Source organism: Pseudomonas sp. Pseusp88, from assembly GCF_047303955.1.
Classification (GTDB): Bacteria; Pseudomonadota; Gammaproteobacteria; order Pseudomonadales; family Pseudomonadaceae; genus Aquipseudomonas.
In genome coordinates this window covers 1-23572 of sequence record NZ_JBGLYM010000024.1, presented here as the reverse complement: position 1 = coordinate 23572, position 23572 = coordinate 1, and the positions used below count along the sequence as shown (strand labels likewise).

The window sequence follows — 23572 nt, the reverse complement described above, 5'->3', positions numbered from 1 at the left end:
TGTTGCAGTTGGAGGGGCAAGGCGAAACTGCTTTGCCAAGGCTCTGTTGCAACTTGGGTGCCTGATATTAGTCCTGTTTAATCAATGACTTGTGTGGTGGCGTTTATCGCATTGTGAGTAATGCGACACAGCCATGGCGACACATTGCGTACAGGCGATGGCGTTACTCCACGGCCAGGATGATATGTGACGCCTTGATCAGCGCCACGCACGGCTGGCCAACCGTCAGGCCCAGTTCGTTCACGCTGTCCTTGGTAATAATCGCCGTGAGCAGGCGGCCACCGGCAAGTTCTAGTTTTACTTCGCTGTTGACGGCACCCTGGATGATCTCGCTGATCACACCTTGCAGACGATTGCGGGCGCTGATTTTAACCTGGGTGTCCGGTGACAGCAGAATGAAGCTGGCCTTGATCAAGGCCAGCGCGGCGGTGCCGGTCTTCAGGCCGAGGGCCTCAATACTGTCATTGGTAATATTGGCAACTATCTCCAGCCCTTCACTTAACGCCAGGGTCACACTGCCGTTGATCGCTCCGCGTTCGATAACGCTGACGACACCTTGCAACTGATTGCGTGCGCTGATTTTCATTAATTGTCTCGTTCTGGTGAGTAGGGCGGGGAGTTGAGTTTGACTATGGCGCTGCTTTACCTGCGTGCGCTTAGTTGCACCAGAGCAAAAACCCTACCAAATCGGTCTTGAGCGGATAGCCGCGCGCCCGACGCCAGATAAAGGGCAACGGGCCGTGTCGTGAAACTTACAGGTTGTCGTGACAGTGACGTTTATTGTAGGAAAGCCCACATTAATAAGTACTCACGGGCGCCTACGGTGGGGCAACTTCGCCGCCTGTGCCGTTGGCACAGATACTGCTCTGCGTACTTCGCTATATATAAAAATATATAGCGAAGTGTTGTTAAGCATTAAACCAAGTCGGTAGCGATAGACGCTTGCTTTTTATTTAATGATATATATTCTCAATTGAGAATTATTTCTGTCAGAGGCCGCCATTGATCATGTCTCAGTCCCTGCACACATTTGCCCCGCTGTTGGACAGCTTCGCTTTTGCGCGTGATGGTTTTGTCGTGCAACGCCAGTGCCTGGCGCCAGGCTTGATCGACCAGCAGGCCGGCGCGGTTGCTGCTTATCTGCTGCGCGCCAGTCCCCTGCACAGCGTCAGCGCGCGGATTCATCCGGAAGTCATGCGCCGCCGCCAGGCCTATGAGTGTCGGACCAGCGCCGGCATCATGACCCTGGTGCATCATGATCGGCTGCTGGGCATTCTCAATATGCTGGCAGGCGAACGCAGTTACCCGGTGGGTATCGGCTCGCCAGAAGGCACTCAGCAGCTGCGCACCTGTCATGCCTGCGACACCTCCTCCGCACCCCATATCAGCGCGTGGATCGCGTTGCGCGCGATAACACTGGAGGCCGGCCTCAGTGTCTTGCCGGGCAGCCACACCAATAATCGGCAATGCCTGCAACGCCTGTTGAGCGCCGAACCACAACTGGCCTCGACGCTGCACCAGATGCACGAGGAGTGCGCCAGTCTCGAAGACTGGCAGGCACTGGAGCGGCGCTTGTTGGAGGGGATGCGTACCTTGCAAAAAAACCTGATTGGCCAGCCTCCGCGTTTGTTGGCCCTGAATAAAGGCGATGTGCTGATCCATCAACAGGGCTTGTGGGTCAATGCGCCACGGCTGGATAGCCGAACCTGTCTGGTCGCGCGTTACAGTGCCGCCAATTTGCGCCGCAATCACTATTTCAGCGACACCGAGTCGGAGCTGAATTGAACCCTGGCGATGCTGACGTGGAGCAGTTTGCAGATCAGTATCAGGCCCAGTATCAGCATGCCGGCGCCGGCCAGGTTGAAAGTGCTTCGTACTGAAAGTCCGGTTGCCACGGCGCCGGTCAACAGACTGCCGATGGGCATGCAGCCGATATAGGCAGCGCTGTACAGGGCCATGACTCGGCCTCGCAGGGCATCCGGCAGCAGGCTTTGCAACAGAATTCCGCTGGCGGTGACGCAAGCCACCAGGCTCGCACCGACCAGCACCAGTAACGGCCACGCCAACTCGATCCGTTGATTGCAGGCAAAACCCAGGCAACTGAGACCGAATACCAGCGCTCCACTGCCGATGAAATGCTCGGTAGGCCAGTGGCTGGATCGTGACGCCAACAGCAGGGTTGCCAGTAGCGCGCCCAGCCCGGAGGCGCCGAGCAACTGACCCAGGCCGGCGGGGCCCATGCCAAATACATGCTGGGCATAGATCGGTAACAGCGACATGAACGGTGCCAGCCCCAGGCTGCTGCCCGCGACACTGATGAACAGCCAGCGCGCCGCGGGTGTTTGTCCGATCCAGCGTCTGGCTTGCTGGAGGCTGACCTGCGGCCCATGGGCGGCCGGTGCGGGCAAGCGTGGCATGCGCCACAGGCTGTAAAGCGCGGGTACGTAGCTCAAGGTATTGAGGGCAAAACACAGCGTGGCGCCGAATTGCGCGAACAATGCGCCGGCCAGGGGCGGCCCCAGCAAGCGCGCGGTATTGAATGACAGCGAGTTCAAGGCCAGCGCATTGCCCTGCAAATCCCGGATCTGCCAAAGACTGCCGATCAACGCCTGGCGAAGTGGAATTTCCACCGCATTGAGCACGCCCAGGATCAGCGCAGCCAGCAACACCACTTCAATGCCGGGCGTTCGCCACAGGCTCAACAACGCGAGGCTGGCGGCCAGCACCGAGGCCAGCGTCTGGCAAACCAGCAATAGCGGGCGTTGTGGATAGCGGTCAGCCCAGACACCGGCCAGCGGACCGATGAACAGCAGCGGCAACTGACCACAAACAACCACCATGGCCAACGCCCAGGCTGTGCCGGTTTGCGACCAGGCAAGCCACGACAGAACGGTTTGCTGCATCCAGCTACCGATCTGGGAAATGCCCTGGCCGATGAAGTAGCGCCGGTAATCACCATGGCCCAGTGCGCGGAACATATGTCCAAACATGCGCTTGCCCTTACGCAGTTAACCGTTGCAGGGCTTCTGCAAGGCTCGGGCCAGTCGGCTGTGCCGTGCTGTCGCAGGCATGGCGCAAAGCTGTGTCGCGAACCCGACAAGGACACCTCTTGGTCTTGTTCGCTACACCTCGCTTGTTGTTTGTGCGGTTTATAACCCTATGATTTTTATCGCTATCCAGTTGTCTTCAGGCTCTGGCATCTGCTTTGCACCTGAACCTTTGCAAGGTCGGAACATGCAACGGCTGCGGCCGAGGAGAGATGCCAATGATCACCATGACAGACAGCGCGCTGGCAGCGTTGACGCGATTCATGAGTAGTACCGCAAACCCCGTCGCAGGTCTGCGTATCCGGGTCGAGAGCGGTGGCTGTTCGGGCCTCAAGTACAGCCTGAAGCTGGAACAGAGTGGCAACGCTGATGACCAGATGGTTGATTACGATGGCATCACCCTGCTGATCGATGAGGCCAGTGCATCGCTGTTGGGCGGTGTGACCGTGGACTTTGTCGAGAGCATGGACGGCAGCGGGTTCACCTTTACCAACCCCAATGCCAACAGCAGCTGTGGCTGCGGCAAATCCTTCGCCTGCTAGACGGCAGGCAACCACGTCATTGCCGGCATCGTCGGCAACCCAGGATTCATCGGGAGATCAGCCGTCATGTGGGATTACTCAGAGAAAGTCAAAGAACACTTCTATAACCCGAGAAATGCGGGTGCGGTAGACAGCTCCAACGCTACCGGCGATGTCGGTTCTCTTAGTTGCGGCGATGCGTTGCGCCTGACCCTGAAGGTCGATGTGAAGACCGACATTATTCTGGATGCCGGTTTCCAGACCTTCGGTTGCGGTTCGGCGATTGCCTCGTCTTCGGCGCTGACGGAAATGGTCAAAGGCCTGACCCTCGACGAAGCCCTGAAGATCAGCAATCAGGACATCGCCGATTACCTGGACGGCTTGCCGCCGGAAAAGATGCATTGCTCGGTGATGGGTCGTGAAGCCCTGCGTGCCGCGGTCGCTGATTTTCGTGGCGAGGCGCCGGAGGCCGACCATGAAGAAGGGGCGCTGGTGTGCAAATGCTTTGCCGTGGATGAGGTGATGGTGCGCGACACCATCCGCGCCAACAGTTTGTCTAGCGTCGAAGACGTCACCAATTACACCAAGGCGGGCGGTGGTTGTTCGTCCTGTCATGAAGGCATCGAGCGGATTCTGGTCGAGGAGTTAGCCGCCCGTGGCGAGGCCTTCGTCGCGGCGCCGACCCGGGCCAGGGTGGGCAAGAAGACACAACTCGTCGTGCTCGAAATGCCAGTCGCCGAGGTCGCCGTTACTGAGCCGAGCGCCGCGTCGATGGCCTCCGCGCCCGTCAAATTGGGCACATTGCAGCGCATCCGTCGGATCGAGGCGGTACTTGAGGCGATACGCCCCAACCTGCAACGCGATCACGGTGATGTCGAGTTGCTGGACGTCGATGGCAAGAATGTCTACGTCAAGCTCAGCGGCGCCTGTACGGGCTGTCAGTTGGCGAGCATGACCCTTGGCGGTATCCAGCAGCGCTTGATGGAGGAGCTTGGCGAGTTCATCAAAGTCGTGCCCTTGAACTCGACCGAGCAACTTAAAGCGATGGAGGTGTGAGATGAAGGCTGTCTATCTGGATAACAACGCCACCACCCGCGTCGATGATGAGGTGGTCCAGGCGATGCTGCCGTATTTCACCGAACAGTTCGGCAATCCGTCCTCCATGCACAGCTTTGGCAATCAGGTCGGGCTGGCGTTGAAAAAGGCTCGGCAGAGTATCCAGAAGCTGATTGGCGCCGAGCATGATTCGGAGATCATCTTTACGTCTTGCGGGACCGAGTCCGATACCACGGCCATTCTCTCGGCCATCAGGGCCCAGCCAGAGCGCAAGACCATCATTACCACGACGGTGGAGCACCCGGCCGTGTTGGGGTTGTGCGATCACCTGGCCAGCGAAGGCTTTACGGTGCATAAGCTCAGGGTCGACAAGCGTGGGCGCCTGAACCTGGATGAATATGCCAGCCTGCTCAGTGATGACGTGGTGATTGTTTCGGTCATGTGGGCCAATAATGAGACCGGTACGTTCTTTCCGGTCGAACAAATGGCGCTGATGGCTGATGAAGCCGGCGTGATGTTTCATACCGATGCTGTGCAGGCCGTCGGCAAGATTGCGCTGGATTTGCAGCATTCATCCATTCACATGCTGTCATTGTCAGGTCACAAGTTGCATGCCCCCAAAGGCATCGGCGTGTTGTATCTGCGCCGTGGCACGCGCTTTCGTCCGCTGCTGCGGGGTGGTCATCAAGAGCGCGGGCGTCGCGCCGGGACCGAGAATGCCGCGTCCATCGTCGGGCTAGGGGTGGCTGCCGAGCGCGCATTGCAGTTCATGGCGCACGAGAATACCCATGTGCGCCGCTTGCGGGACAAACTCGAAGCGGCGCTGCTGGCGGCGGTGCCCTATGCATTTGTCACGGGCGACCCCGGCAATCGCCTGCCGAACACCTCCAACATCGCGTTCGAGTACATAGAGGGCGAAGCGATCCTGTTGCTGTTGAACAAGGTTGGTATCGCCGCCTCCAGCGGCTCGGCCTGCACCTCTGGCTCGCTGGAGCCTTCCCATGTGATGCGCGCCATGGACATTCCCTACACCGCCGCTCATGGCACGGTGCGTTTCTCGCTATCGCGCTACACCACTGAAGCGGAAATCGACCACGTGATCAGTGAACTGCCAGGGATTGTCGCGAAGCTGCGCAAGCTTTCGCCTTACTGGAGCGGCAACGGTCCGGCCGCAGAAAACGATCAGGGCTTTGCACCGGTTTACGCCTGAAACCTGCTGGCAGCGCTTTATCCCTGGAGTAACGCATGAACACAGTGATCATTGACGACACCACCTTGCGTGATGGCGAGCAAAGCGCGGGCGTGGCATTCAATGCCGATGAAAAAATCGCCATTGCCCGCGGCCTCGCCGACCTCGGTGTGCCGGAGTTGGAGATTGGTATTCCGAGCATGGGCGAGGAGGAACGCGAGGTCATGCGCGCCATCGCCGGGCTGGGCTTGCCGGCGCGCCTGTTGGCCTGGTGCCGGATGTGCGACAACGACTTGCTGGCGGCGCTCGACAGTGGCGTGGGCATGGTGGATCTCTCGCTACCGGTTTCCGACCTGATGCTCAAGCACAAGCTGGGCCGCGACCGTCACTGGGCACTGGGTGAAGTGCGGCGTTTGGTGGAGCGGGCGCGAATGGCCGGCCTGGAGGTCTGTCTGGGGTGTGAGGATGCATCCCGGGCAGATCTGGAGTTCATCGTGCGCATCGGTGAGGTCGCGCAGCAGGCTGGCGCCACACGGCTGCGTTTTGCCGATACCGTCGGGGTGATGGAGCCCTTCGCCATGTATGAGCAGTTTCGCTTCCTGTTCAAACGCCTCGATATGGAGCTGGAAGTCCATGCCCACGATGACTTCGGCCTGGCGACGGCCAATACCCTGGCCGCTGTGAAAGGCGGCGCCAGCCATATCAATACCACCGTCAATGGCCTGGGCGAGCGGGCCGGCAATGCCGCGCTGGAAGAATGTGCGCTGGCGCTCAAGCACCTGCATGGCATTGATACCGGCATCAATCTGCTGGGGCTGCCGTCGATATCGGAGGTGGTGGCAAAGGCTTCCGGGCGAGCCGTGTCGTGGCAGAAAAGTATCGTGGGCGAGGGGGTTTTCACCCATGAGGCAGGCATCCATGTCGATGGCCTGCTCAAACATCGCAGCAACTATGAAGGGCTCAATCCCGATGAGGTCGGTCGGCGTCATGACATGGTGCTGGGCAAGCATTCCGGCGCGCACATGGTTCAGGTCAGTTATCTGGCGCTCGGCATCAAGTTGCTGGACTGGCAGACCTCGGCATTGCTGGCGCGCATTCGGCGTTTCTCGACCCAGCACAAGTGCAGCCCCAGGGAACAGGATCTCTACACGTTCTATCGACAAATGTGTGCCGACAGCACGCAACTGACCGTGGGGTTGTCATGAGCCTGCTCAGTGAATGGCGCGAGGATCTCAGTTGCGTGTTCCAGCGGGATCCGGCCGCACGTTCACGCCTTGAGGTCTTGACCACTTATCCCGGCGTACACGCTCTGATGCTCTTTCGTATCAGCCATCGGCTGTGGTTGCGGGGGTGGCGCTATCCGGCACGGTTGCTGGCGTTCTTCGCCAGGCTTTTGAGCAATGTCGATATCCATCCGGGGGCGCGCATCGGGGCGCGGCTGTTTATCGATCATGGTGCCTGCGTGGTCATCGGCGAGACCGCCGAGATCGGCGATGACGTGACGCTCTATCACGGCGTGACCCTCGGTGGTACCAGTTGGCGCAAGGGCAAGCGCCACCCGAGCTTGGGCAATGGCGTGATGGTGGGGGCCGGGGCCAAGATTCTCGGGCCGATTACCTTGGGCGATCACGTGCGGGTCGGCGCCAACTCGGTGGTGGTCCAGGACGTGCCCGCCAACTGCACGGTGGTGGGTATTCCCGGCAAGGTGGTGAGGTTGCCGCAGGCCCACCTGAGCCCTTATGGCATCGACCTTGACCACCATCTGATTCCCGATCCGGTGGGCAAGGCTATCGCCTGCCTGCTGGCGCGTATCGATGTACTTGAACGCAAGGTTGAAGCAGGCAGCGGGCGTGTTGCCGCCGACACCTATGAAACCTGTGAGCCGGACAACGAGTTCTGTGAAGTGGACTGTCCCGGCGCTGCCATTGCCTTAGTCGCCAGTGCATTGCGCCGCAGCAGCAATGCCGGTTCGTAACTGATCCTTTCAATTGTCCGCACGGAGATACGAGCATGAACCTGAAGCCCATCTTGACGATGGATGAGGAAAGTCTTGATCAAGCCATGGCAGAGCTGGTTTCGGCCGAGGACTTCCTTGAGTTCTTCGAAGTACCGTTCGACCCGCCCGTGGTGCAGGTCAATCGCCTGCACATCATGCAGCGCTATCACGACTACCTGATCAAGGCGGGTGACCTGCAGCCGTACTCGGACCCGGCGCGTCGATTGATCTACAGCCATCTGCTTGACCGCGCATACAGCGATTTCGTCGCCTCCGATGCGCAGACCGAAAAGGTCTTCAAGGTCTTCAAGATGAACGAGCCGCAGGTCGCCTTCGTTTCCATCGACGATCTGTTGAGCTGAAGAGGGCAGTCCCATGAGCCTGCCTCTCTATGAGTACGGCGACGCGGTGCGGGTTATTCGCAACGTGCGCAACGACGGCACCTACCCTGGCGAGGACACCGGCACGCTGCTCCTGCGTCGTGGATCCGTGGGCTGTGTGTATGACGTCGGCACCTACTTGCAGGATCAGCTGATCTATCGCGTGCATTTCATGGACGTCGGCAAGATCGTCGGTTGCCGCGAGGAGGAGCTGATCCTGGCGTCCCTGCCTTGGGTGCCGAACCTGTTCGAATTCCGCGACAGCGTGGTTGCCCTCTGCACGCTGACTATTGGTGGCGAGGTAGTGGTGGCCAGGGGCGAGACGGGCAGCATAGAAAAGGTTCTGCGAGACGGGCAGCAGGGCATCGAATACCACGTCTGGTTCAGCAACGGTCGCACGCTGCAAGTCCCGGAGAAAAGCCTGGCGGCCAATAGCTCATCCATCATCGATGCCAGGGAGCAATTGTACGATGGCCAGTGATTACACACGCGATACGATGGCCCGCCACTACCACTTGCTCAGATACGCTCATGAGCATTTCGGCTGCTCGCCTTCGATCCTTGATCGTCAGCAGTTGCAAGAAGCGCAGCGTATTGTCAGTCGCCAGCTGTTGATCGAGGATGCGGTGCTGCGCAGTCCTGAGGCACTGGGGGTGGTGGTCACGCCATCCACGGTGGATGAGAGTTGGTTCATCATCGTCAACCGTTATGACAGCCGTGAGACCTTTTTCCAGGTCCTTGAAGACAGCTCCCTCAATGAGGCGCAGGTCCGGCTGATGCTGGCCCGTGAGTTGAAAGTCGACGCGATCCTGGAGCGAGTCTGCAAGACGATGATCGATATTGGCGACACCGAAGCCAGCCTCTATTACTACCACCACCTCGACAAGTTTGTGCGCCCGCAGACTCGGGAGGTGCAGCACATCCTGATTACGATCAACCCGCAGTTTCCGGAGAACACCCGGGAAGCCGCCTGGCAGCGAATCGCGGCGATTGCCCGGCGTTTGCACGATACGCCGGGGCGCTTTGGTGAGCAGGCGCTCAAGCATTCGGAATGTCCGACCTCGTTACAGGAAGGCCGCCTGGGTCGTGTCCAGGCCGGCGATCTTTACCCGGCTCTGGATGCCTGCCTGGCCGATCTCGAAGCCGGGCAACTGGGCGGGCCGGTGGAAAGTCCGCTGGGCTGGCATCTGCTGTATTGCCAGGCCATCCATACGGCGGCGCCCATCCCACTGGAGGATATCTTGCCGCAGTTGTTGGAAAAATTGCGCAGCCACCGGCGTTCGATCCATCAGCGGCGATGGCTGGAACGTTTGCTGCAGTCTGAGCACGCTTCGCGGAGCATCACCCATGGTTAAGCCGCCAACGCCTCGCTGTTCGTTTTGTGATGCGGAAAAATCCCCCGACGTGCCACTGATCGCCGGTAACGAAGGGCACATTTGTGCCGCCTGCGTGAATCTGGCTCATCAAGTCATCAGCAGTTGGGGACAGCACCGCAAAAATCAGAAACTGGCACCGCAACTGCGCACTCCCGCCGCTTACAAGGCGCATCTGGACGAGTCGGTGATCGGTCAGCAGGCAGCCAAACAGACCTTGTCCGTGGCGGTGTACAACCATTATCTGCGTCTGCTCAACCAAGGCAGCGAAGTGACCTGCCAGTTGGGTTCGCCGGTCGAACCAGAAAAGTCCAACATTCTCATGGCCGGTCCATCAGGTACCGGCAAAACCTTGCTTGTGCGAATGCTGGCGCGGACTCTTGGTGTGCCGTTCGCAACTGCCGATGCCACCACCCTGACCCAGGCCGGTTACGTGGGGGACGATGTGGACAGCATTATTTCGCGCTTGCTCGAAGCCGCTGACGGTGATGTACAGCAGGCGCAATGGGGCATCGTCTATATCGACGAAGTGGACAAGCTTGCCCGGCGCAACGGGGGTGGCAGCACCGCACGCGACATTTCGGGTGAAGGTGTCCAGCAGGCGCTGCTGAAAATGATCGAAGGCAGTGAGGTCCGCCTGGGCAAGTCGTCGCGTCGTGGCGATCAGGGTGAAGAGCAAGTGGTGGACACCACCAACATTCTATTCATCGCCGCAGGCGCCTTTTCCGGACTGGAAGAGTTGATCAGCCGGCGGGTTCAACCCAAAGGCTCCAGTATCGGTTTTCGTGCCGTGCCGCAGCAGCCACGTCCACCGATCAACGAACTGCTGGCCTCGTTGTTGCCTGACGACTTGCATGAATTCGGGCTTATTCCGGAGTTCATCGGCCGCTTTCCGATCATTACCTTCTTGCAGGAACTGGATCACGTCACGTTGCTGCGCATCCTGACCGAACCGCAGAACGCGTTGATCAAGCAGTACCAGCAATTGTTTGCCTATCAAGGCGTGACCCTGGATGTCACGCCTGAAGCGTTGTCATTCATTGCAACGCAGGCGCTGAGCCGCAAGACCGGTGCCCGCGGTCTGCGGGCGGTACTGGAAAATGTATTGCAACCGATCATGTTCACCATGCCCTCTCAGCCTCGGCTTTGCCGATGCACGCTGGAATTGCAACAGGACGAACAGGGCAGCGAGAGTTTGCAAGTGGTGCAGCAATTGATGGAAGAAGGCACGACTGGTGCCGAGGCGCGCGCGTTGTCGCAGCGAGAGCCGCAACCGACGATAAAGCGGGTCCTGGATTCGATTTAAAAAACGTAACTCACAGTGAATCAAGAGGTGAACAATGGCCAGGATTGGAGTTTTCTTCGGCACCAACACGGGCAAGTCGCGCAAGGTGGCCAAGCTGATCAAAAAGCGTTTCGACGACGACATCATGGCGGACCCGCTAAACGTCAATCGCACTACGGTTGAAGATTTTTTGCAGTATTCGTTCCTGATCCTGGGCACACCGACGCTGGGCGATGGCCTGTTACCAGGGTTGTCCGCTGATTGTGAGAACGAAAGCTGGGAAGAATTCCTGCCCAAACTGGACGACGCAGATTTCACGGGCAAGATCGTCGCCCTTTACGGGCTGGGCGATCAGGTGGGGTATGGCGATGAATTTCTCGACGCGATGATCGAGCTGCATCGCTTCTTCTCCAGTCGTGGCGCGACCCTGGTGGGTAACTGGCCAATCGAAGGTTACGAGTTCGAGCATTCCGAGTCTGTGGTCAATGGCGAGTTTGTGGGCCTGGCACTGGATCTGGACAACCAGAGCGGCCTGACTGAGCAACGCCTGGACAGCTGGTTGAAGATGATCGCCGGGGCATTTGATCTGCCCTGAAGGTGCGCAAGTAATCGGAAGGTCATGGCTAAGCGCTTGAATCCACGGGAAAGTTGTCCCCGTAAACCGGGGGTATGTCTGTGGATAACTTCAGGAATGTCAGTACGCGGGCGGTCTGGAGCTGGGTGATCAAAAAATGAGCAGATATTTCGCGAGGCATCAGGTGGAGGAGGTTATTGTGGGAACCGCCTTGGTGGCGATCGAGTGCGAAGCGCTCGCAATAGCTCGGGTGACTGATCCGACGCCATCGTCAGCAAGCCGGCCCCACAAAAACCTCATTTCAATTCAGTAACTGGGTTGTGTTTGATCCAGGATGGATTTACAGGTCGTACCGCACTGTCAGCAGCAACGTGCGCGGATCATTGATCGAGTAATAGCGCTGGCCACTGGACGGGATATAGCCCACCGACTGCGGATAGGCGCGGTCGAGGAGGTTTTTCACTGCCAGGGTGGTGGTCCAGTGACCATCCGGGGTGATGTAGCTGGTATGGGCGTTCCAGAAGGTCTGGGTCGGTACTTCCTGAATGTCGTCGTTCAAGGCGTTGGCGTAGGATTTGGTCTGGAACTGCGCATCGGTCCCCACCAGTACGGTGCCCGGAATGCCTGCCGGGACCGTGTAGTTGAGGCCGACGCTGGCATTCCAGCGCGGTGACAGCACCAGTTGTTTACCGTTGGCATCCACGCCTGGGCCGCTGGCGTTCTGGAAGTCGTCGTATTCGCTTTGCAGGTAGCCGACGTTGGCGCTCAGTTGCAGGTCGTCGGTGAGGGCGCTGAGGGTTTCCAGTTCGACACCATAGGTATGGGCACGGCCGACGTTGGTGCGCAGGTTGACGCCCAGTGACGGTTCGTAGGCGTTGGTCTGCAGATCCTTGTAGTTGTTGTAGAAGAACGCCACATTGGCGCGCAGGCGATTGTTGAAAAAGTCGCCCTTGAAGCCGGTTTCATAGGTGGTCACGTCTTCCGGCGAAAACGCCTGCTCGGCTGCGGCCTGGGTGGGGGCGCGGTTGTCGTAGCCGCCAGCCTTGAAGCCCTTGGCCACATAGCCGTACTGGTTCAGGTGTGGCGTCCACGCGTATTCGAAGCCGATTTTCGGGCTGGTGGATTGCCAGGAGTGGCTGTCGTCGGCGGTGAAGTTGGTGCCGGTGATCTGCCGCGTGGTGGTGATGCCGTAATTGGCGAAGTCGAAATTCTTGTGCTCCCGGGTGTAGCGCAGCCCGGCGATCAGCGACAGTTGCGAGGTCAGGTGATAGCTGCCCTGGCCATACAAGGCATAACTTTCGGTCTGGGTGGTGCTGTACTGGCCCTGGCCGATCACCCGTTTCTGTGCAATGGAGTAGGTGAGGTTATCGCGGTCGGCATCGAACTTCTCGCGGTACAGGTGCAGCCCGGTGGTGAAGCTGAATTTGTCGTAGTCGCCGTTGAGCTGGAATTCCTGGGTCGCGTAATCCTGCTTGTAGAGGATCAGGTTCTGCTGGATCAGCGCGGCCTGTCCGGAGTTGTCGTAATTGACTGGTTGATGGAACGCCGAGTAGGCGGTCACCGATTTGAAACTCAGGTGATCGTCGATGGCATAGATTGCCCGCAGCACCGAGCTGCCCTGGTCCAGGCGGTTCTTCGGATTGAGGCCGCTGTAGCTCTTGAATTTGTCGAATCGGCCATTGGCATCAAAGGGTGAATAACTGGTGGTATCGCCCCGGTCGAAGGTGCTGGCCAGGGTCAGCTGGATATCCCACGGCGAGTCGTCAGGCTTGAAGCGCAGTTTGCCGCGGTAGGACTGAATGTCGATATTGTTGACGTCCGAATGCCGGGTCGGGTCCGACACCGTGCCATCGCGGGTCAGGCGGGTCGCCGAGAAACTGCCGAACAGGGTGTTGTCGATCAAGGGGCCGCTGATCAGCAGGCGACCATTGGCGGCGTTGTAGTTACCGGCGCCAAGTTCGAAAAAACCACGGGTTTCCTGGGTCGGGTCACGGGTGATCACGCGGATTGCCCCGGCGCTGCTGTTGCGGCCATACAGTGTGCCCTGGGGGCCGCGCAGCACTTCGACGCGCTCGACATCGTTGAAGTCGAGCATCGAGGAAATCGCCCGGGGGATATACAGGTCATCGGCATAAACCGCCACGGCCGACTCCTGGATCGGGTCGGTCTCGCCGATGCCGCGAATGCCGTAGGTCTGGGCGCTATAGGAGATCGACTGGCGCGGCAGGGTCAGGTTCGGTACTTGCCCGGCGATGTCGCGCACGTTCTTGATCTGCTTGTCTTCCAGGGCCTTTTCGTCGAAGGCGGAAATCGCCACCGGAGTCTTTTGCAGGTCTTCGCTGCGATGCTCGGCGGTGACCGTGACCACGGACAGGGTGCCGTCCTTGCTTGGTTCGTCGGCCAGGGCCTGCTGGCCAAGGGTGCCAGCCAGCAGCGCCAGGGCCAGGCGGTTCAGGGGAAAGTGTGGCGTCATGGGTGTGCTCGCATAGGTGAAGGGGCAGTGTTTCTGGTTTTTTGGGTGCCTCCACCGGGTGCGGGGTCGGACGCTGTTGCAACTGAAAACTCAATAGCCGCGATTGATATCGGCGAGGTTATGCAGCGGTTGTTCCGCCAGATAGCGCTCGAGGTTGGCAATGAAGGTGTCGGCAATGTCCTCGCGGCTGCGGGTCGAGATGGCCGAGGTGTGAGGCGACAGCCGCACCTTGGGGTGGTGGTACAGCGGATGGCCATCGGGCAGCGGTTCCGGATCGGTGACGTCCAGGGACGCCAGGCTGATGCGCCCGTCATCCAGGGCTTCCAACAGCGCCTGCTGATCAAGCAGGCCGCCTCGGGCGATATTGATCAGGTGCAGGCCGGGCCTGGCACTGCCCAGCACATCGCGATTGATCAGGTGACGGGTCTCGTCGGTGAGAGGGGCGGCCACCACCAGATGATCGGACTTGGCGAACAGCTCATGGATATCCCGCGCCGCTTCCACACCCTCCACACCGAGGGGCGCAGCGTTACGACGCAGGGCAATGACCCGTATACCCAGAGCGCGGGCTTTCTGCGCCAGGCTTTGGCCAATGGCGCCGAAGCCGAGAATGCCCAGGGTGCTGCCCTTGACCGGCGCCAGCGGGGTGAACTGCCATTGCGCGTCGTGCACCCAGATCTGCGGCAGGCGTTTGGCCTCGGCGAAGATCAGCGCCAGGGCAAACTCGGCGAGGTTCTCGGCGGCATTGCCCTTGGAAGTGGTCAACTGCGGCCCGCGCAGAAACCAGGCGGGGTAGAAGTCGATGCCCGAAGACACCACATGAATCCAGCGCAGGCTGTAGGGCCAGCCTGCTGGCGGCGTGTCCGGGGCGGTATAGCCGCGCACATTGATCGGCCGGGCCAGCAATACCTGCACCTCTGCTGGCAAGTCGGTGGGCGTACCGGCGGGGATATCGATCAGGCGGATATCCGGGCGACGCTGGCGGATGACCTCATTGAAGTCCGGGTCCAGCTGGCTGGCGATAACGAGTTGGGGCATGGGGTGTTCCTTGGAAGACTGCAGGCATGGACCCTTGGCAGGGTAAGAGTAAATCTGTGGGAGCGAATTCATTCGCGAACGGGCCAGTGATGGCGATGCAAATGCGTCGAATGTATTGCCCTCTTCGCGAATGAATTCGCTCCCACAATTTGCATCTCACAGACGCAAGGTGATTCAGTAGGTTTGGCTTTGTTTTCCAGTCCGGGTGGTGAGGTTGTGTGCGCTGGCAATATCAGGTCGACAACAACTGAAACTGCCGGTCCCACAGCGGGCTGACATCCAGGCGTTGGCTCAACACACCCGCTTCGAAAAACAGATCGGCGACTTCCTGCTGCGAAGCAATCGCCTCTGCGTTCACCGGCAGCATCCGGTAGGGCTGGCTGCGGTTGCGGTAGACGTCGAGGAAGACTTCCTTGTCCACGCCAAGCAATTTCGCCGACTTGGTTGCCCAGGGTTCGGGGTTGTCGTTGATCCAGTCGAGGGTGCGGGCCTGGCGTTGCAGGTAGTCCTGGATTGCCCGCTTGCGCAGCGGGTCTTCCAGCGCTCCTGGACGGGCAGCGATCAGGTAGTTGCCGGACAGGTAGCCCAGCGCGGTTTTCAACACTCGGGCGCCGCTGCGGAATTTCGCCAGCTGGATGAACACGCCATAGATCACCCACGCGTCCAGCTGACCGCTCTGAAAGGCGGTGAAGCCGTCCTGTGGGGTCAGCGCCACCGGGGTAATGTCACTCATGGTCAGGCCCTGCTCCTTGAGGGCCTTGATCAGAAAGTAGTGGGCGGTGGTCGAGCGCACATAACCCACACGTTTGCCCCGCAGTTGCTGCACCGAGTCGAGGGTGGACTCCTTGGGGATCAGGATCACCTGATTGTTCACATCGCCTTGCAGCACCGCGATCAGTTTTGGCTCGCGATGGCTCTGGATGGAGAAGATCGGCGGGATCTCGCTCATGCCGCCGACATCGATACTGCCCGAGGCCAGGGCTTCGACGATCAGGTTGCCGCCGGCGAATTCGGCATAGTCGACTTTGTACGGGGTATTGTCAGTCCCGGCGTCGGTCGTGAAGTAAGAGTCTTGGCCCTTGTAGGTGGCGACCCCAAGGGTCAGCCCGGACAGGGAAGGTTCGGCGGCGAACAGCGAAGTGGGCGCCAGGGAAGACAGCCCGGCAACGCCCAGGGCAACCGAGCTGGCGCGCAGAAAGTCGCGGCGATTGAAGTGATGTGCAGTCATGGCAAGGCTCTTTCAGTGCGACCGATAAAGGGGCTGCTGAACCGAGCGAACAGGTCGCCACCCCCGGGAAATTGGCCTCCGCCTGGCAAGGGGTGGGTCTGGAAGTGAATTTATATCTATAAGAAAAGGCTGTGAAAGTCTTTTTGGTTATATAGTAATTATGTAATTGACTGATTTTATAGTCGGATAATATTAAAACTGCGCATCTTCTTCCGGCAGCCAGTCATTGGCCAGGCGCCAGGCATCCAGCCCACCAGTGAGGGCCTGGATCCGCGTTACCCCATGTTGGCCCAGTTTCTCGGCCAGCAGCGCTGCTGACAGCTCGTGGGGGCAGGCGCAATAGATGACCACGTCGGTATCGGCAAGGCGTTGCACCAGGTCGTCGAGGGGATCTTCCAGACTGACGTTGATGGCGCCGGGGATACCTTGCACGCCGCCATTGAAGCTGGGGCGCACGTCGAGGATTACGGGCAGGGTGTTTTCGCCATCCTGCAGGGCGCGCAACTCGTCGACGCTGATCCGTGGGATGCGTGCGGTGCGGCGCAGCAGTTGCACACGCTTGAAGTATTTCCAGGCGATAAACAGGGCCAGGGCTGCCGCAATGCCGATACCGGCGAGCAGGGCGTAGCGGGCCAGCAGGTCAAGTACGGCAGTCAGGGCATCGGCGAACAACTGGCCGATCAGCAGCGCGGAGCCTGCCCAGATAAAGGAACCGGCCAGGGAATAGCGAAAGAACACCGGCAGCGGCGTGCGGCTGATGCCTGCCACGGTGGTGACCAATGCACCGGCCCCCGGCAGGAACTTGGACACCAGCAGGGCGCGCGGGCCGATCCTGCCATACAGGTTCAGGCCCTGGCGCACGCAGGTGTCCTGGGACAGGGAGATTTTGCAGATGGTCCTCAGCAACGTCCCGCCATAGCGCTGGCCCGCCCAGTACCAGGCCAGGTCGGCGATCAGGCAGGCAAGCATCGCCAGCAACACACTTGCGCCCAGCAACGACGGATTCTGCATGGCCAGGGCCCCGGCGACGATCAGCGTCGGCCAGGCCGGGATTGGCAGGCCGAGTTGTTCGAGCAGGACATTCAGGAATACCAGCAGCATGCCGTGGCTTTCGCTCAGTTGCTGAAGATCGTTCATAGGCGGTTCTCGGGCGGACGGCGTGGTGCATTATGCCGCGTGCGCCGGATATTGAAATGATCCATGCAGGGGGAGAGAGCAAATCCTGTGGGAGACTCTATGTTTTGCTGTAAAGCCAGAACGGCCCGAATCCACACAGTAGCGCGTGCATATCGTCGGATCTGTGGGAGCGGATTCATCCGCGAAGGGGCCAGTACATCCAACACATTGGCGGCGTCCGGAATAAAGCTTTCGCGAATGAATTCGCTCCCACAGTAGCGCGTGAATATCATCGGTTCTGTGTGGGAATTCATTCGCGAATAGGCCAGTACATCCGACGCATTTGTATCGCCTGCACTACTGTTTTCGCGAATGAATTCGCTCCTGCGATTTGCTCCGGCCGGGTTGCGGGCAGGCAGCGCAAATAAAAAAGGCGCCCGCAAGGGGCGCCAAGGGAGGGACTTACAATGGTTGCAGCAGGTCCTTACATAAACATCATCCCGGCCTCGACCGCCGGGCCGACCGGCCAGATTTCCTCTGTGCCGATGGGGGTGCGAGAGGTGGCGGCGCGCCGTGCTTTCGGGCTGCCCGCCGGTATATTCATCTCCACCAGCGCCAGCAACTGGCCAGCGCGGTGGACGATTTCACTGAGTAGATTGACCGTGGCGTAGTCAGCGCTATCGAAGGCCTGATCCAGCCGTTGCTGGGTACTGCTGATCAGTTGGCTCAGGCTGCGGCTGCGTTCGTGCAGGGCGGCAAAGCAGTCACTGAAGTCGGCGTCGTCGAAGGTATGAGCGACCAGCACCGAGTTGGCCGCCTTGCGATCCAGGTACGACAGGCGCTGACTGACCAGGCGCAGAAAGTCCTGGCCACTGCGGTCCAGGTTTTCAAACAGCGCCTTGACTGCGCTGTAGGCCATTGCCCGCAACTTCCAGCGCACCTGCTGGATCACCGCGAGCAGTTCGGCGCTGACGTGCAACTGCTCGGTCAGCAGTTGCGCCAGGGCGGCCCGGGCCTCGTCGTCGACATGGCCGGGCAGGGCGAGATCCAGTGGCAGATCAGAGAAGCGGCGGGTCAAGGGCAGCATGTGGGAACTCCTGATTACAGACAGTATTTGGCCTGTCTGGCGTCCCAACCTCACTCGGGGGGCACCGGTTTACTGTTCAGTCACTCCTGTTTGGACAGGAGTGGCTGAACAGTAAACCGGTGCCCCAGGAGCGTCACTTGTACATGGGGGTGCAGGGCCTATACCTAGGTTTATACCGACCGGTTTATCGATAGCAGGTCGATTGGATCCCACTGCGGTGATGGCTTATGGCATATTGCAGCCCGCCTTGATGATCAACGCCAGTGGACTGCGATGACTGCTCCCAACGAAACACCCGCGACGCAATTCAGTCGCTACCAGAAGTTCGTCACCGGCCTTTTGGCCTTCCTGCAATTCGCGGTCATTCTCGACTTCATGATCATGTCGCCCCTGGGCGCCCTGATCATGCCGGCGCTGGATATTTCGCCGGGTCAGTTCGGCATGATCGTCTCGGCCTACGCCTTCAGCGCCGGATTGTCCGGGTTGCTGACGGCAGGCTTTGCCGACCGTTTCGACCGCAAGAAGCTGCTGCTGTTTTTCTACGGCGGCTTTATCGTCGGCACCCTGTGGTGCGGCCTGGCCGGAAGTTTCGAGGCGCTGTTGCTGGCGCGTATGGTCACCGGGATTTTCGCCGGGGTGATTGGTTCGATTGTCCTGGCCATTGCTGCGGACCTGTTCAGCCCGCAACTGCGCGGACGGGTCATGGGCTTCATCCAGACGGCCTTTGCTGCCAGCCAGGTGTTGGGCCTGCCCTTGGGCTTATACCTGTCGAACCACTGGGGCTGGCACTCTGCGTTCCTCGCCCTGGTGGTGATTGGCGGTATCGGCGGGCTGGTGATCATCCTGTTCCTCAAGCCGGTCAACGAACACCTCAAGGCGCCCCAGGAGCGCAGCCCGTTCATGCACTTGCTGCATACCGTCACCGAGGTGCGTTACCTGACCGCGTTTGCCGCCATGGCCTTGCTGACTACCGGCGGCTACATGCTGATGCCGTTCAGCAGCGCCTTTGTGATCAATAATCTGGGCATCGACGCCAGCCACCTGCCGACTATCTATCTGGTCACCGGCCTGGGCACTATTTTCGTCGGGCCGCTGGTGGGCAAGGCGGCGGACAGTCTGGGCAAGGTCCCGGTATTCATGGCCGGTTGCGTGATGACCATCATCATGGTGTTGATCTACACCCACCTGAAGGCGACCTCGCTGCCGTGGCTGATTCTGGTCAACGTGCTGCTGTTCCTCGGCATCTTCTCGCGGATTATCCCGTTCCAGGCCCTGATCAGTACGTTGCCGGAACCCAATCAGCGTGGCTCGTTCAATGCGCTCAACTCGGCGGTGCAACAGCTATCGGGAGGCTGTGCCTCGCTGGTGGCCGGGCATTTGATTGCTTTTGGCAGCGACGGCAAATTGCTGGGCTTTGAGACGATCGGCTACGTGATGGTCGCCACCACCTCGATTGCCGCAGTGCTGGTGGTGATCATTCAGCGCCAGACCCTGCGCCGTGGCGTGGTCGCAACGCGGCTGTAATCAGGCCTCGCGTTGCAGGTAGGCCTGGCGCAGACGCTCGCGGATATTGCTCAGGTGGGTATGCATGGCGGCCTTGGCTCCGGCCGGGTCGCCATTGGCGATGGTCTGATAGATCGCCTGATGTTCGTGACGCAGGCGCGCGTTGTATTCGCCGGGTTCGGTATTGCCCAATGCGGCGGAATTGAGACGGGTCCGTGGAATCAGCTCGGTGCCCAGGTGTTCGTTGATATCGGCGAAGTAGCGATTGTCCGTGGCCAGGGCGATCTGCTGGTGGAAGTCATAGTCCGCTTCCACCGCTTCGGCACGGCTCACATCGGCTTTATCGAGCGTCGCCAGGGCCGCGGCCATGCGTGCCAGGTGCGCCTCGCTGCGGCGGCTGGCAGCCAGCCCGGCAGCATCCACCTCCACGGCCATGCGCAATTCGATCACCGCCAGGACATCGTCCAGGGTGCGATCGGTCTGCAGCTGTGGCTGAGCAGCGATTTGCCCGACCACGAAGGTGCCGATGCCATGACGGGTTTCCACCAGGCCCAGGCACTGCAACTGGGAAATGGCTTCACGCACCACGGTACGGCTGACGCCGTGCTCTTCGGTGATGAGCTTTTCCGGCGGCAGCTTTTCCCCCACGGCAATGGCGCCGTCCTCGATCAGCCGGGTCAGTTCCTCGACCAGCATTTGTGCCAGGCTGCGAGAAGGGCGGCGGCCTCCGGGTATCGCGTTCATGGTGTTTCCTCTTTCATCAAACACAACACAAATTCATGATTCGAAATGAGAGTGTGTGGGAGCGGATTCATCCGCGAAGGCTTCGTTATGTTCTCCGACCTCTTCGCGAGTGAATTCGCTCACACAGACCCTTCTTCCCCGCGGCGTGCTCCAACGGAAAACGGCGCGACCCAAAGGTCACGCCGTTCCGTATGCAGCAACAATCAGCCGACGTTACGCGATCGGCTGGTCGCTCCACTCGCCGTTGACCAGGCGCTTGAGGCCCAGTGGGTTGGCGTTTTGCAGCGCGGCGGGCAGCAGGCTGTCCGGTTGGTTCTGGTAGCAGACCGGGCGCAGGAAACGGTCGATGGCCAGGGTGCCCACCGAAGTGCCGCGCGCGTCGGACGTCGCCGGGTATGGACCGCCATGAACCATGGCTTCGCAGACTTCAACACCGGTCGGGTAGCCGTTGACCAGGATGCGGCCGACTTTCTCTTCCAGCAGCGGCAGCAGCCAGCTGTACTGTTGCAGGTCGGACGGTTCACCGATCAGGGTGGCCGTCAGTTGACCGCGCAGGGCCAGCAGGGCCTGTTTCAGTTCGGCATCGTCAGCCGCTTCGATGACCAGCGTGGTCGGGCCAAAGACTTCTTCCTGCAGCAGTTCGTCGCCGTTGAGCAGCAGGCTGATATCGGCCTTGAACAGCTGGGCCTGGGCCTGTTTGCCTTCCTGTGGTTTACCCGCCAGGTGAGTGATGCCCGGGTGCGACAGCAGATGCTGGACGCCCTTGCTGTAGCTGCGCAGGCCACCGGCGTTGAGCATGGTTTGCGGCGCCTGGCCACCCATGTGCTCCTTGAGCTGCTCCAGGAACGCGGTGAAGGCCGGCGAACGCAGGCCGATCACGACGCCCGGGTTGGTGCAGAACTGACCGGCGCCCATGACCACGGAAGCGGCCAGGTCCTTGGCCACGGTGTCGCCACGGCTGCTCAGGGCTTGCGGCAGCAGAACCACCGGGTTGATGCTGGACATTTCTGCGAAGACCGGAATCGGCTGCGGACGCTCCGAAGCCATTTTGCACAGCGCATCGCCGCCGCTCAGGGAACCGGTGAAGCCGACCGCCTGGATGGCCGGGTGCTTGACCAGACCTTCGCCGACGCCGCTGCCGAAGATCATGTTGAACACGCCTTTTGGCATCTGGGTGCGTTCAGCGGCGCGGATGATGGCGCAGCCAACCAGGTCAGCGGTGGCCATGTGGCCGCTGTGGGCCTTGAATACTACAGGGCAACCGGCGGCCAGGGCCGAGGCGGTATCGCCACCGGCAGTGGAGAAGGCCAGGGGAAAGTTGCTGGCGCCGAACACGGCCACCGGGCCTACCCCAATGCGGTATTGACGCAGATCGACGCGCGGCAGCGGCTTGCGATCCGGCAGGGCCAGGTCGATGCGCGCACCGAGATAGTCGCCACGACGCAGGACTTTGGCAAACAGACGCATCTGGCCACTGGTACGACCGCGCTCACCCTGGATACGGGCAGCGGGCAGGGCGGTTTCCTGGCAGACCACGGCAACGAAATCGTCACCCAGGGCGTCCAGTTCGTCGGCGATGGCTTCAAGGAACTCCGCGCGACGAGCCGGGCTCAGTTGGCGGTATTCGGAAAAGGCGCTTTTGGCAGCCAGGGCAGCGGCGTCGATTTCTGCGTCGGTGGCCTGGTAGAAGCTGTACGGCAGGGCCTCGCCAGTAGTGGCGTCGAGGCTTTTGTGTTGCGGTTCGCCAAGGGCGCTGCGGGCGCCAGCGATGAAGTTATGGCCGAGAACGGTAGGCATCGGTATCTCCTGTTGTTTTTGACGGTGGGGCCGGTTGCACGTAACAGCGCAACAGGCGCTCATGCTGGGTTGCCGAATTGCAGTGGATCGCGCGTGAGGCAGCGCGGTTACTCGATAGTCAGCAGTCATCGTACAACCTCCCAAGAGGCTGCGCAACCGGGCATGTCGAGTCGAGGTTGTGAGCGGTGTCACACCCAGGCTCTTGCGGGCACTAAGCCTGGCGGTCACTGTCTCATGGTCTGGTTGGCTGGCTGGCCCGTCGCGGGGCTCTCTGATTTGGAATGAGGTTCTGCAGGAGCCGGCTTGCTGGCTGAAGCAATGTCACAGGCGATGACTTTATATTGGCTGATCCGCCGCCATCGCCAGCAAGTCGGCTCTTACGGGCCTTGTATTTGCTGTACGAGAGCGTGGTATCAGGCCGACCGCATAAACCCCACACGGATGTCGCAATGCACTTTATCTTGATCCCTCTGCTGTTATTGGCGGCTTTTTTGGTCTGGGTACTCCTGGCAATCCGCCAGAACGGGCTGATCTACAAGCGCGAGCACTACATCCGCCAATATACCTTGCCCGCCCATCTGTTCGAGATGTTGATGCGCCGTCACAGTCATCTGCAGATCAAGGACTGTCAATTGGTGGCCCAGGGCATGCGCCAGTTCTTCCTGGCGTATCTGAAGAGCGGGCAAAAATATGTGTCCATGCCTTCCCAGGTGGTGGATGACCTGTGGCACGAATTCATCCTGCATACCCGCGAGTACGAAACCTTCTGCAAAAAAGCCTTTGGCGGCCTGTTGCATCACACCCCGGCGGCGGCCCTTGGCAAGGAAGCCGCAGCAAAGGCCGACGCTGGACTGCGCCGCTGCTGGTGGTATGCCTGCCGTGAAGAAAATATCTTCCCCAAGAACGCCCTGCGCCTGCCGCTGCTGTTTGCCCTGGACGCCAAGCTCGGCATCGCCGATGGCTTCCACTATGTCGTGGACTGCACTTCGGTAAAGCGCGCGGGCAGTAACTCGACGGTGTACTGCGGTGGCGATTTCGCCACAGGCGTGGGTTCCGATGGCGGAGGCGATTCCAGTGGCAGCGATTCGGCCTCGGGCTGTGGCGGTGGTGACAGTTCCGGCGGTGACAGCAGTTCCGGCTGCGGCGGCGGGGGCTGTGGTGGTGG

Annotated in this window: 22 protein-coding genes; 13 read left to right on the top strand and 9 right to left on the bottom strand. The window is 60.2% G+C overall.

Annotated elements, in window-relative coordinates:
- Window positions 1-163: 163 nt before the first annotated feature.
- Window positions 164-586 (bottom strand): TOBE domain-containing protein, encoded by a 423-nt coding sequence (locus tag ACCD02_RS23980; protein ID WP_413307493.1) that lies wholly within the window; start codon window positions 584-586, stop codon window positions 164-166.
- Between the two features lie 422 nt (window positions 587-1008).
- On the opposite strand from ACCD02_RS23980, the gene ACCD02_RS23975 reads away from it, so the two are divergent.
- The gene (locus ACCD02_RS23975; protein ID WP_413307490.1) at window positions 1009-1785 is read left to right on the top strand and encodes a phytanoyl-CoA dioxygenase family protein; all 777 of its coding nucleotides are present in this window, start codon (window positions 1009-1011) and stop codon (window positions 1783-1785) included.
- Here ACCD02_RS23975 and ACCD02_RS23970 read toward each other — a convergent pair.
- Window positions 1752-2990, bottom strand: coding sequence for an MFS transporter (locus tag ACCD02_RS23970; protein WP_413307487.1), 1239 nt, complete (start codon window positions 2988-2990; stop codon window positions 1752-1754). The two genes, ACCD02_RS23975 and ACCD02_RS23970, sit on opposite strands and share 34 nt — an antisense overlap.
- Before the next feature lie 275 nt (window positions 2991-3265).
- Between ACCD02_RS23970 and ACCD02_RS23965 the strand changes: the two genes are divergently transcribed.
- From ACCD02_RS23965 to ACCD02_RS23920, 10 genes are all read left to right on the top strand, one after another.
- On the top strand, window positions 3266-3589 hold the full coding sequence (locus ACCD02_RS23965; protein ID WP_413307485.1) for a HesB/IscA family protein: 324 nt from the start codon (window positions 3266-3268) through the stop codon (window positions 3587-3589).
- Window positions 3590-3655: 66 nt separating this feature from the next.
- On the top strand, window positions 3656-4624 hold the full coding sequence (nifU, locus tag ACCD02_RS23960) for a Fe-S cluster assembly protein NifU (protein WP_413307482.1): 969 nt from the start codon (window positions 3656-3658) through the stop codon (window positions 4622-4624).
- A gap of 1 nt (window position 4625) precedes the next feature.
- Window positions 4626-5834 (top strand): cysteine desulfurase NifS, encoded by a 1209-nt coding sequence (nifS, locus tag ACCD02_RS23955; RefSeq protein WP_413307479.1) that lies wholly within the window; start codon window positions 4626-4628, stop codon window positions 5832-5834.
- A 35-nt stretch (window positions 5835-5869) separates the two neighbouring features.
- Window positions 5870-7018 (top strand): homocitrate synthase, encoded by a 1149-nt coding sequence (nifV, locus tag ACCD02_RS23950; RefSeq protein WP_413307476.1) that lies wholly within the window; start codon window positions 5870-5872, stop codon window positions 7016-7018.
- On the top strand, window positions 7015-7788 hold the full coding sequence (gene cysE / locus ACCD02_RS23945; RefSeq protein ID WP_413307474.1) for a serine O-acetyltransferase: 774 nt from the start codon (window positions 7015-7017) through the stop codon (window positions 7786-7788). Before nifV ends, cysE begins: the two co-directional genes overlap by 4 nt.
- A 35-nt stretch (window positions 7789-7823) precedes the next feature.
- The gene (nifW, locus tag ACCD02_RS23940) at window positions 7824-8171 is read left to right on the top strand and encodes a nitrogenase-stabilizing/protective protein NifW (RefSeq protein ID WP_413307471.1); all 348 of its coding nucleotides are present in this window, start codon (window positions 7824-7826) and stop codon (window positions 8169-8171) included.
- Between the two features lie 13 nt (window positions 8172-8184).
- Complete coding sequence (locus ACCD02_RS23935) at window positions 8185-8670, top strand: nitrogen fixation protein NifZ (protein WP_413307468.1); 486 nt, start codon at window positions 8185-8187, stop codon at window positions 8668-8670.
- Entirely contained in the window at window positions 8660-9544 is an 885-nt protein-coding gene (gene nifM / locus ACCD02_RS23930) for a nitrogen fixation protein NifM (protein WP_413307465.1), read from the top strand. Before ACCD02_RS23935 ends, nifM begins: the two co-directional genes overlap by 11 nt.
- On the top strand, window positions 9537-10868 hold the full coding sequence (clpX, locus tag ACCD02_RS23925) for an ATP-dependent Clp protease ATP-binding subunit ClpX (protein ID WP_413307462.1): 1332 nt from the start codon (window positions 9537-9539) through the stop codon (window positions 10866-10868). Before nifM ends, clpX begins: the two co-directional genes overlap by 8 nt.
- A 34-nt stretch (window positions 10869-10902) precedes the next feature.
- Window positions 10903-11442 carry a flavodoxin gene (locus ACCD02_RS23920; RefSeq protein WP_413307459.1) on the top strand — a complete coding sequence of 180 codons (540 nt, stop codon included), beginning with the start codon at window positions 10903-10905 and terminating at the stop codon, window positions 11440-11442.
- A 319-nt stretch (window positions 11443-11761) separates the two neighbouring features.
- Here the strand turns inward: ACCD02_RS23920 and ACCD02_RS23915 are convergent, their stop codons facing one another.
- From ACCD02_RS23915 to ACCD02_RS23895, 5 genes are all read right to left on the bottom strand, one after another.
- Window positions 11762-13894: a TonB-dependent receptor gene (locus ACCD02_RS23915; RefSeq protein ID WP_413307457.1), complete on the bottom strand. Its 2133-nt coding sequence runs from the start codon at window positions 13892-13894 to the stop codon at window positions 11762-11764.
- Window positions 13895-13984: 90 nt separating this feature from the next.
- The gene (locus tag ACCD02_RS23910) at window positions 13985-14932 is read right to left on the bottom strand and encodes a D-isomer specific 2-hydroxyacid dehydrogenase family protein (RefSeq protein ID WP_413307455.1); all 948 of its coding nucleotides are present in this window, start codon (window positions 14930-14932) and stop codon (window positions 13985-13987) included.
- 232 nt (window positions 14933-15164) lie between these two features.
- On the bottom strand, window positions 15165-16160 hold the full coding sequence (locus tag ACCD02_RS23905) for an ABC transporter substrate-binding protein (RefSeq protein WP_413307452.1): 996 nt from the start codon (window positions 16158-16160) through the stop codon (window positions 15165-15167).
- Between the two features lie 192 nt (window positions 16161-16352).
- Window positions 16353-17297, bottom strand: coding sequence for a DedA family protein/thiosulfate sulfurtransferase GlpE (locus ACCD02_RS23900; RefSeq protein WP_413307449.1), 945 nt, complete (start codon window positions 17295-17297; stop codon window positions 16353-16355).
- A 463-nt stretch (window positions 17298-17760) separates the two neighbouring features.
- Window positions 17761-18363: a hypothetical protein gene (locus tag ACCD02_RS23895; RefSeq protein ID WP_413307447.1), complete on the bottom strand. Its 603-nt coding sequence runs from the start codon at window positions 18361-18363 to the stop codon at window positions 17761-17763.
- Window positions 18364-18636: 273 nt separating this feature from the next.
- On the opposite strand from ACCD02_RS23895, the gene ACCD02_RS23890 reads away from it, so the two are divergent.
- Window positions 18637-19887, top strand: coding sequence for an MFS transporter (locus tag ACCD02_RS23890; RefSeq protein ID WP_413307444.1), 1251 nt, complete (start codon window positions 18637-18639; stop codon window positions 19885-19887).
- Here ACCD02_RS23890 and ACCD02_RS23885 read toward each other — a convergent pair whose 3' ends face one another.
- A complete protein-coding gene (locus ACCD02_RS23885; RefSeq protein WP_413307441.1) occupies window positions 19888-20610 on the bottom strand; it encodes a FadR/GntR family transcriptional regulator in 723 nt (240 codons plus the stop codon).
- A gap of 213 nt (window positions 20611-20823) precedes the next feature.
- Window positions 20824-22407, bottom strand: coding sequence for an aldehyde dehydrogenase (NADP(+)) (locus ACCD02_RS23880; protein WP_413307438.1), 1584 nt, complete (start codon window positions 22405-22407; stop codon window positions 20824-20826).
- Between the two features lie 449 nt (window positions 22408-22856).
- On the opposite strand from ACCD02_RS23880, the gene ACCD02_RS23875 reads away from it, so the two are divergent.
- Window positions 22857-23572 (top strand): glycine-rich domain-containing protein (locus ACCD02_RS23875; protein ID WP_413307435.1); only part of this gene is annotated, 716 nt, incomplete at its 3' end.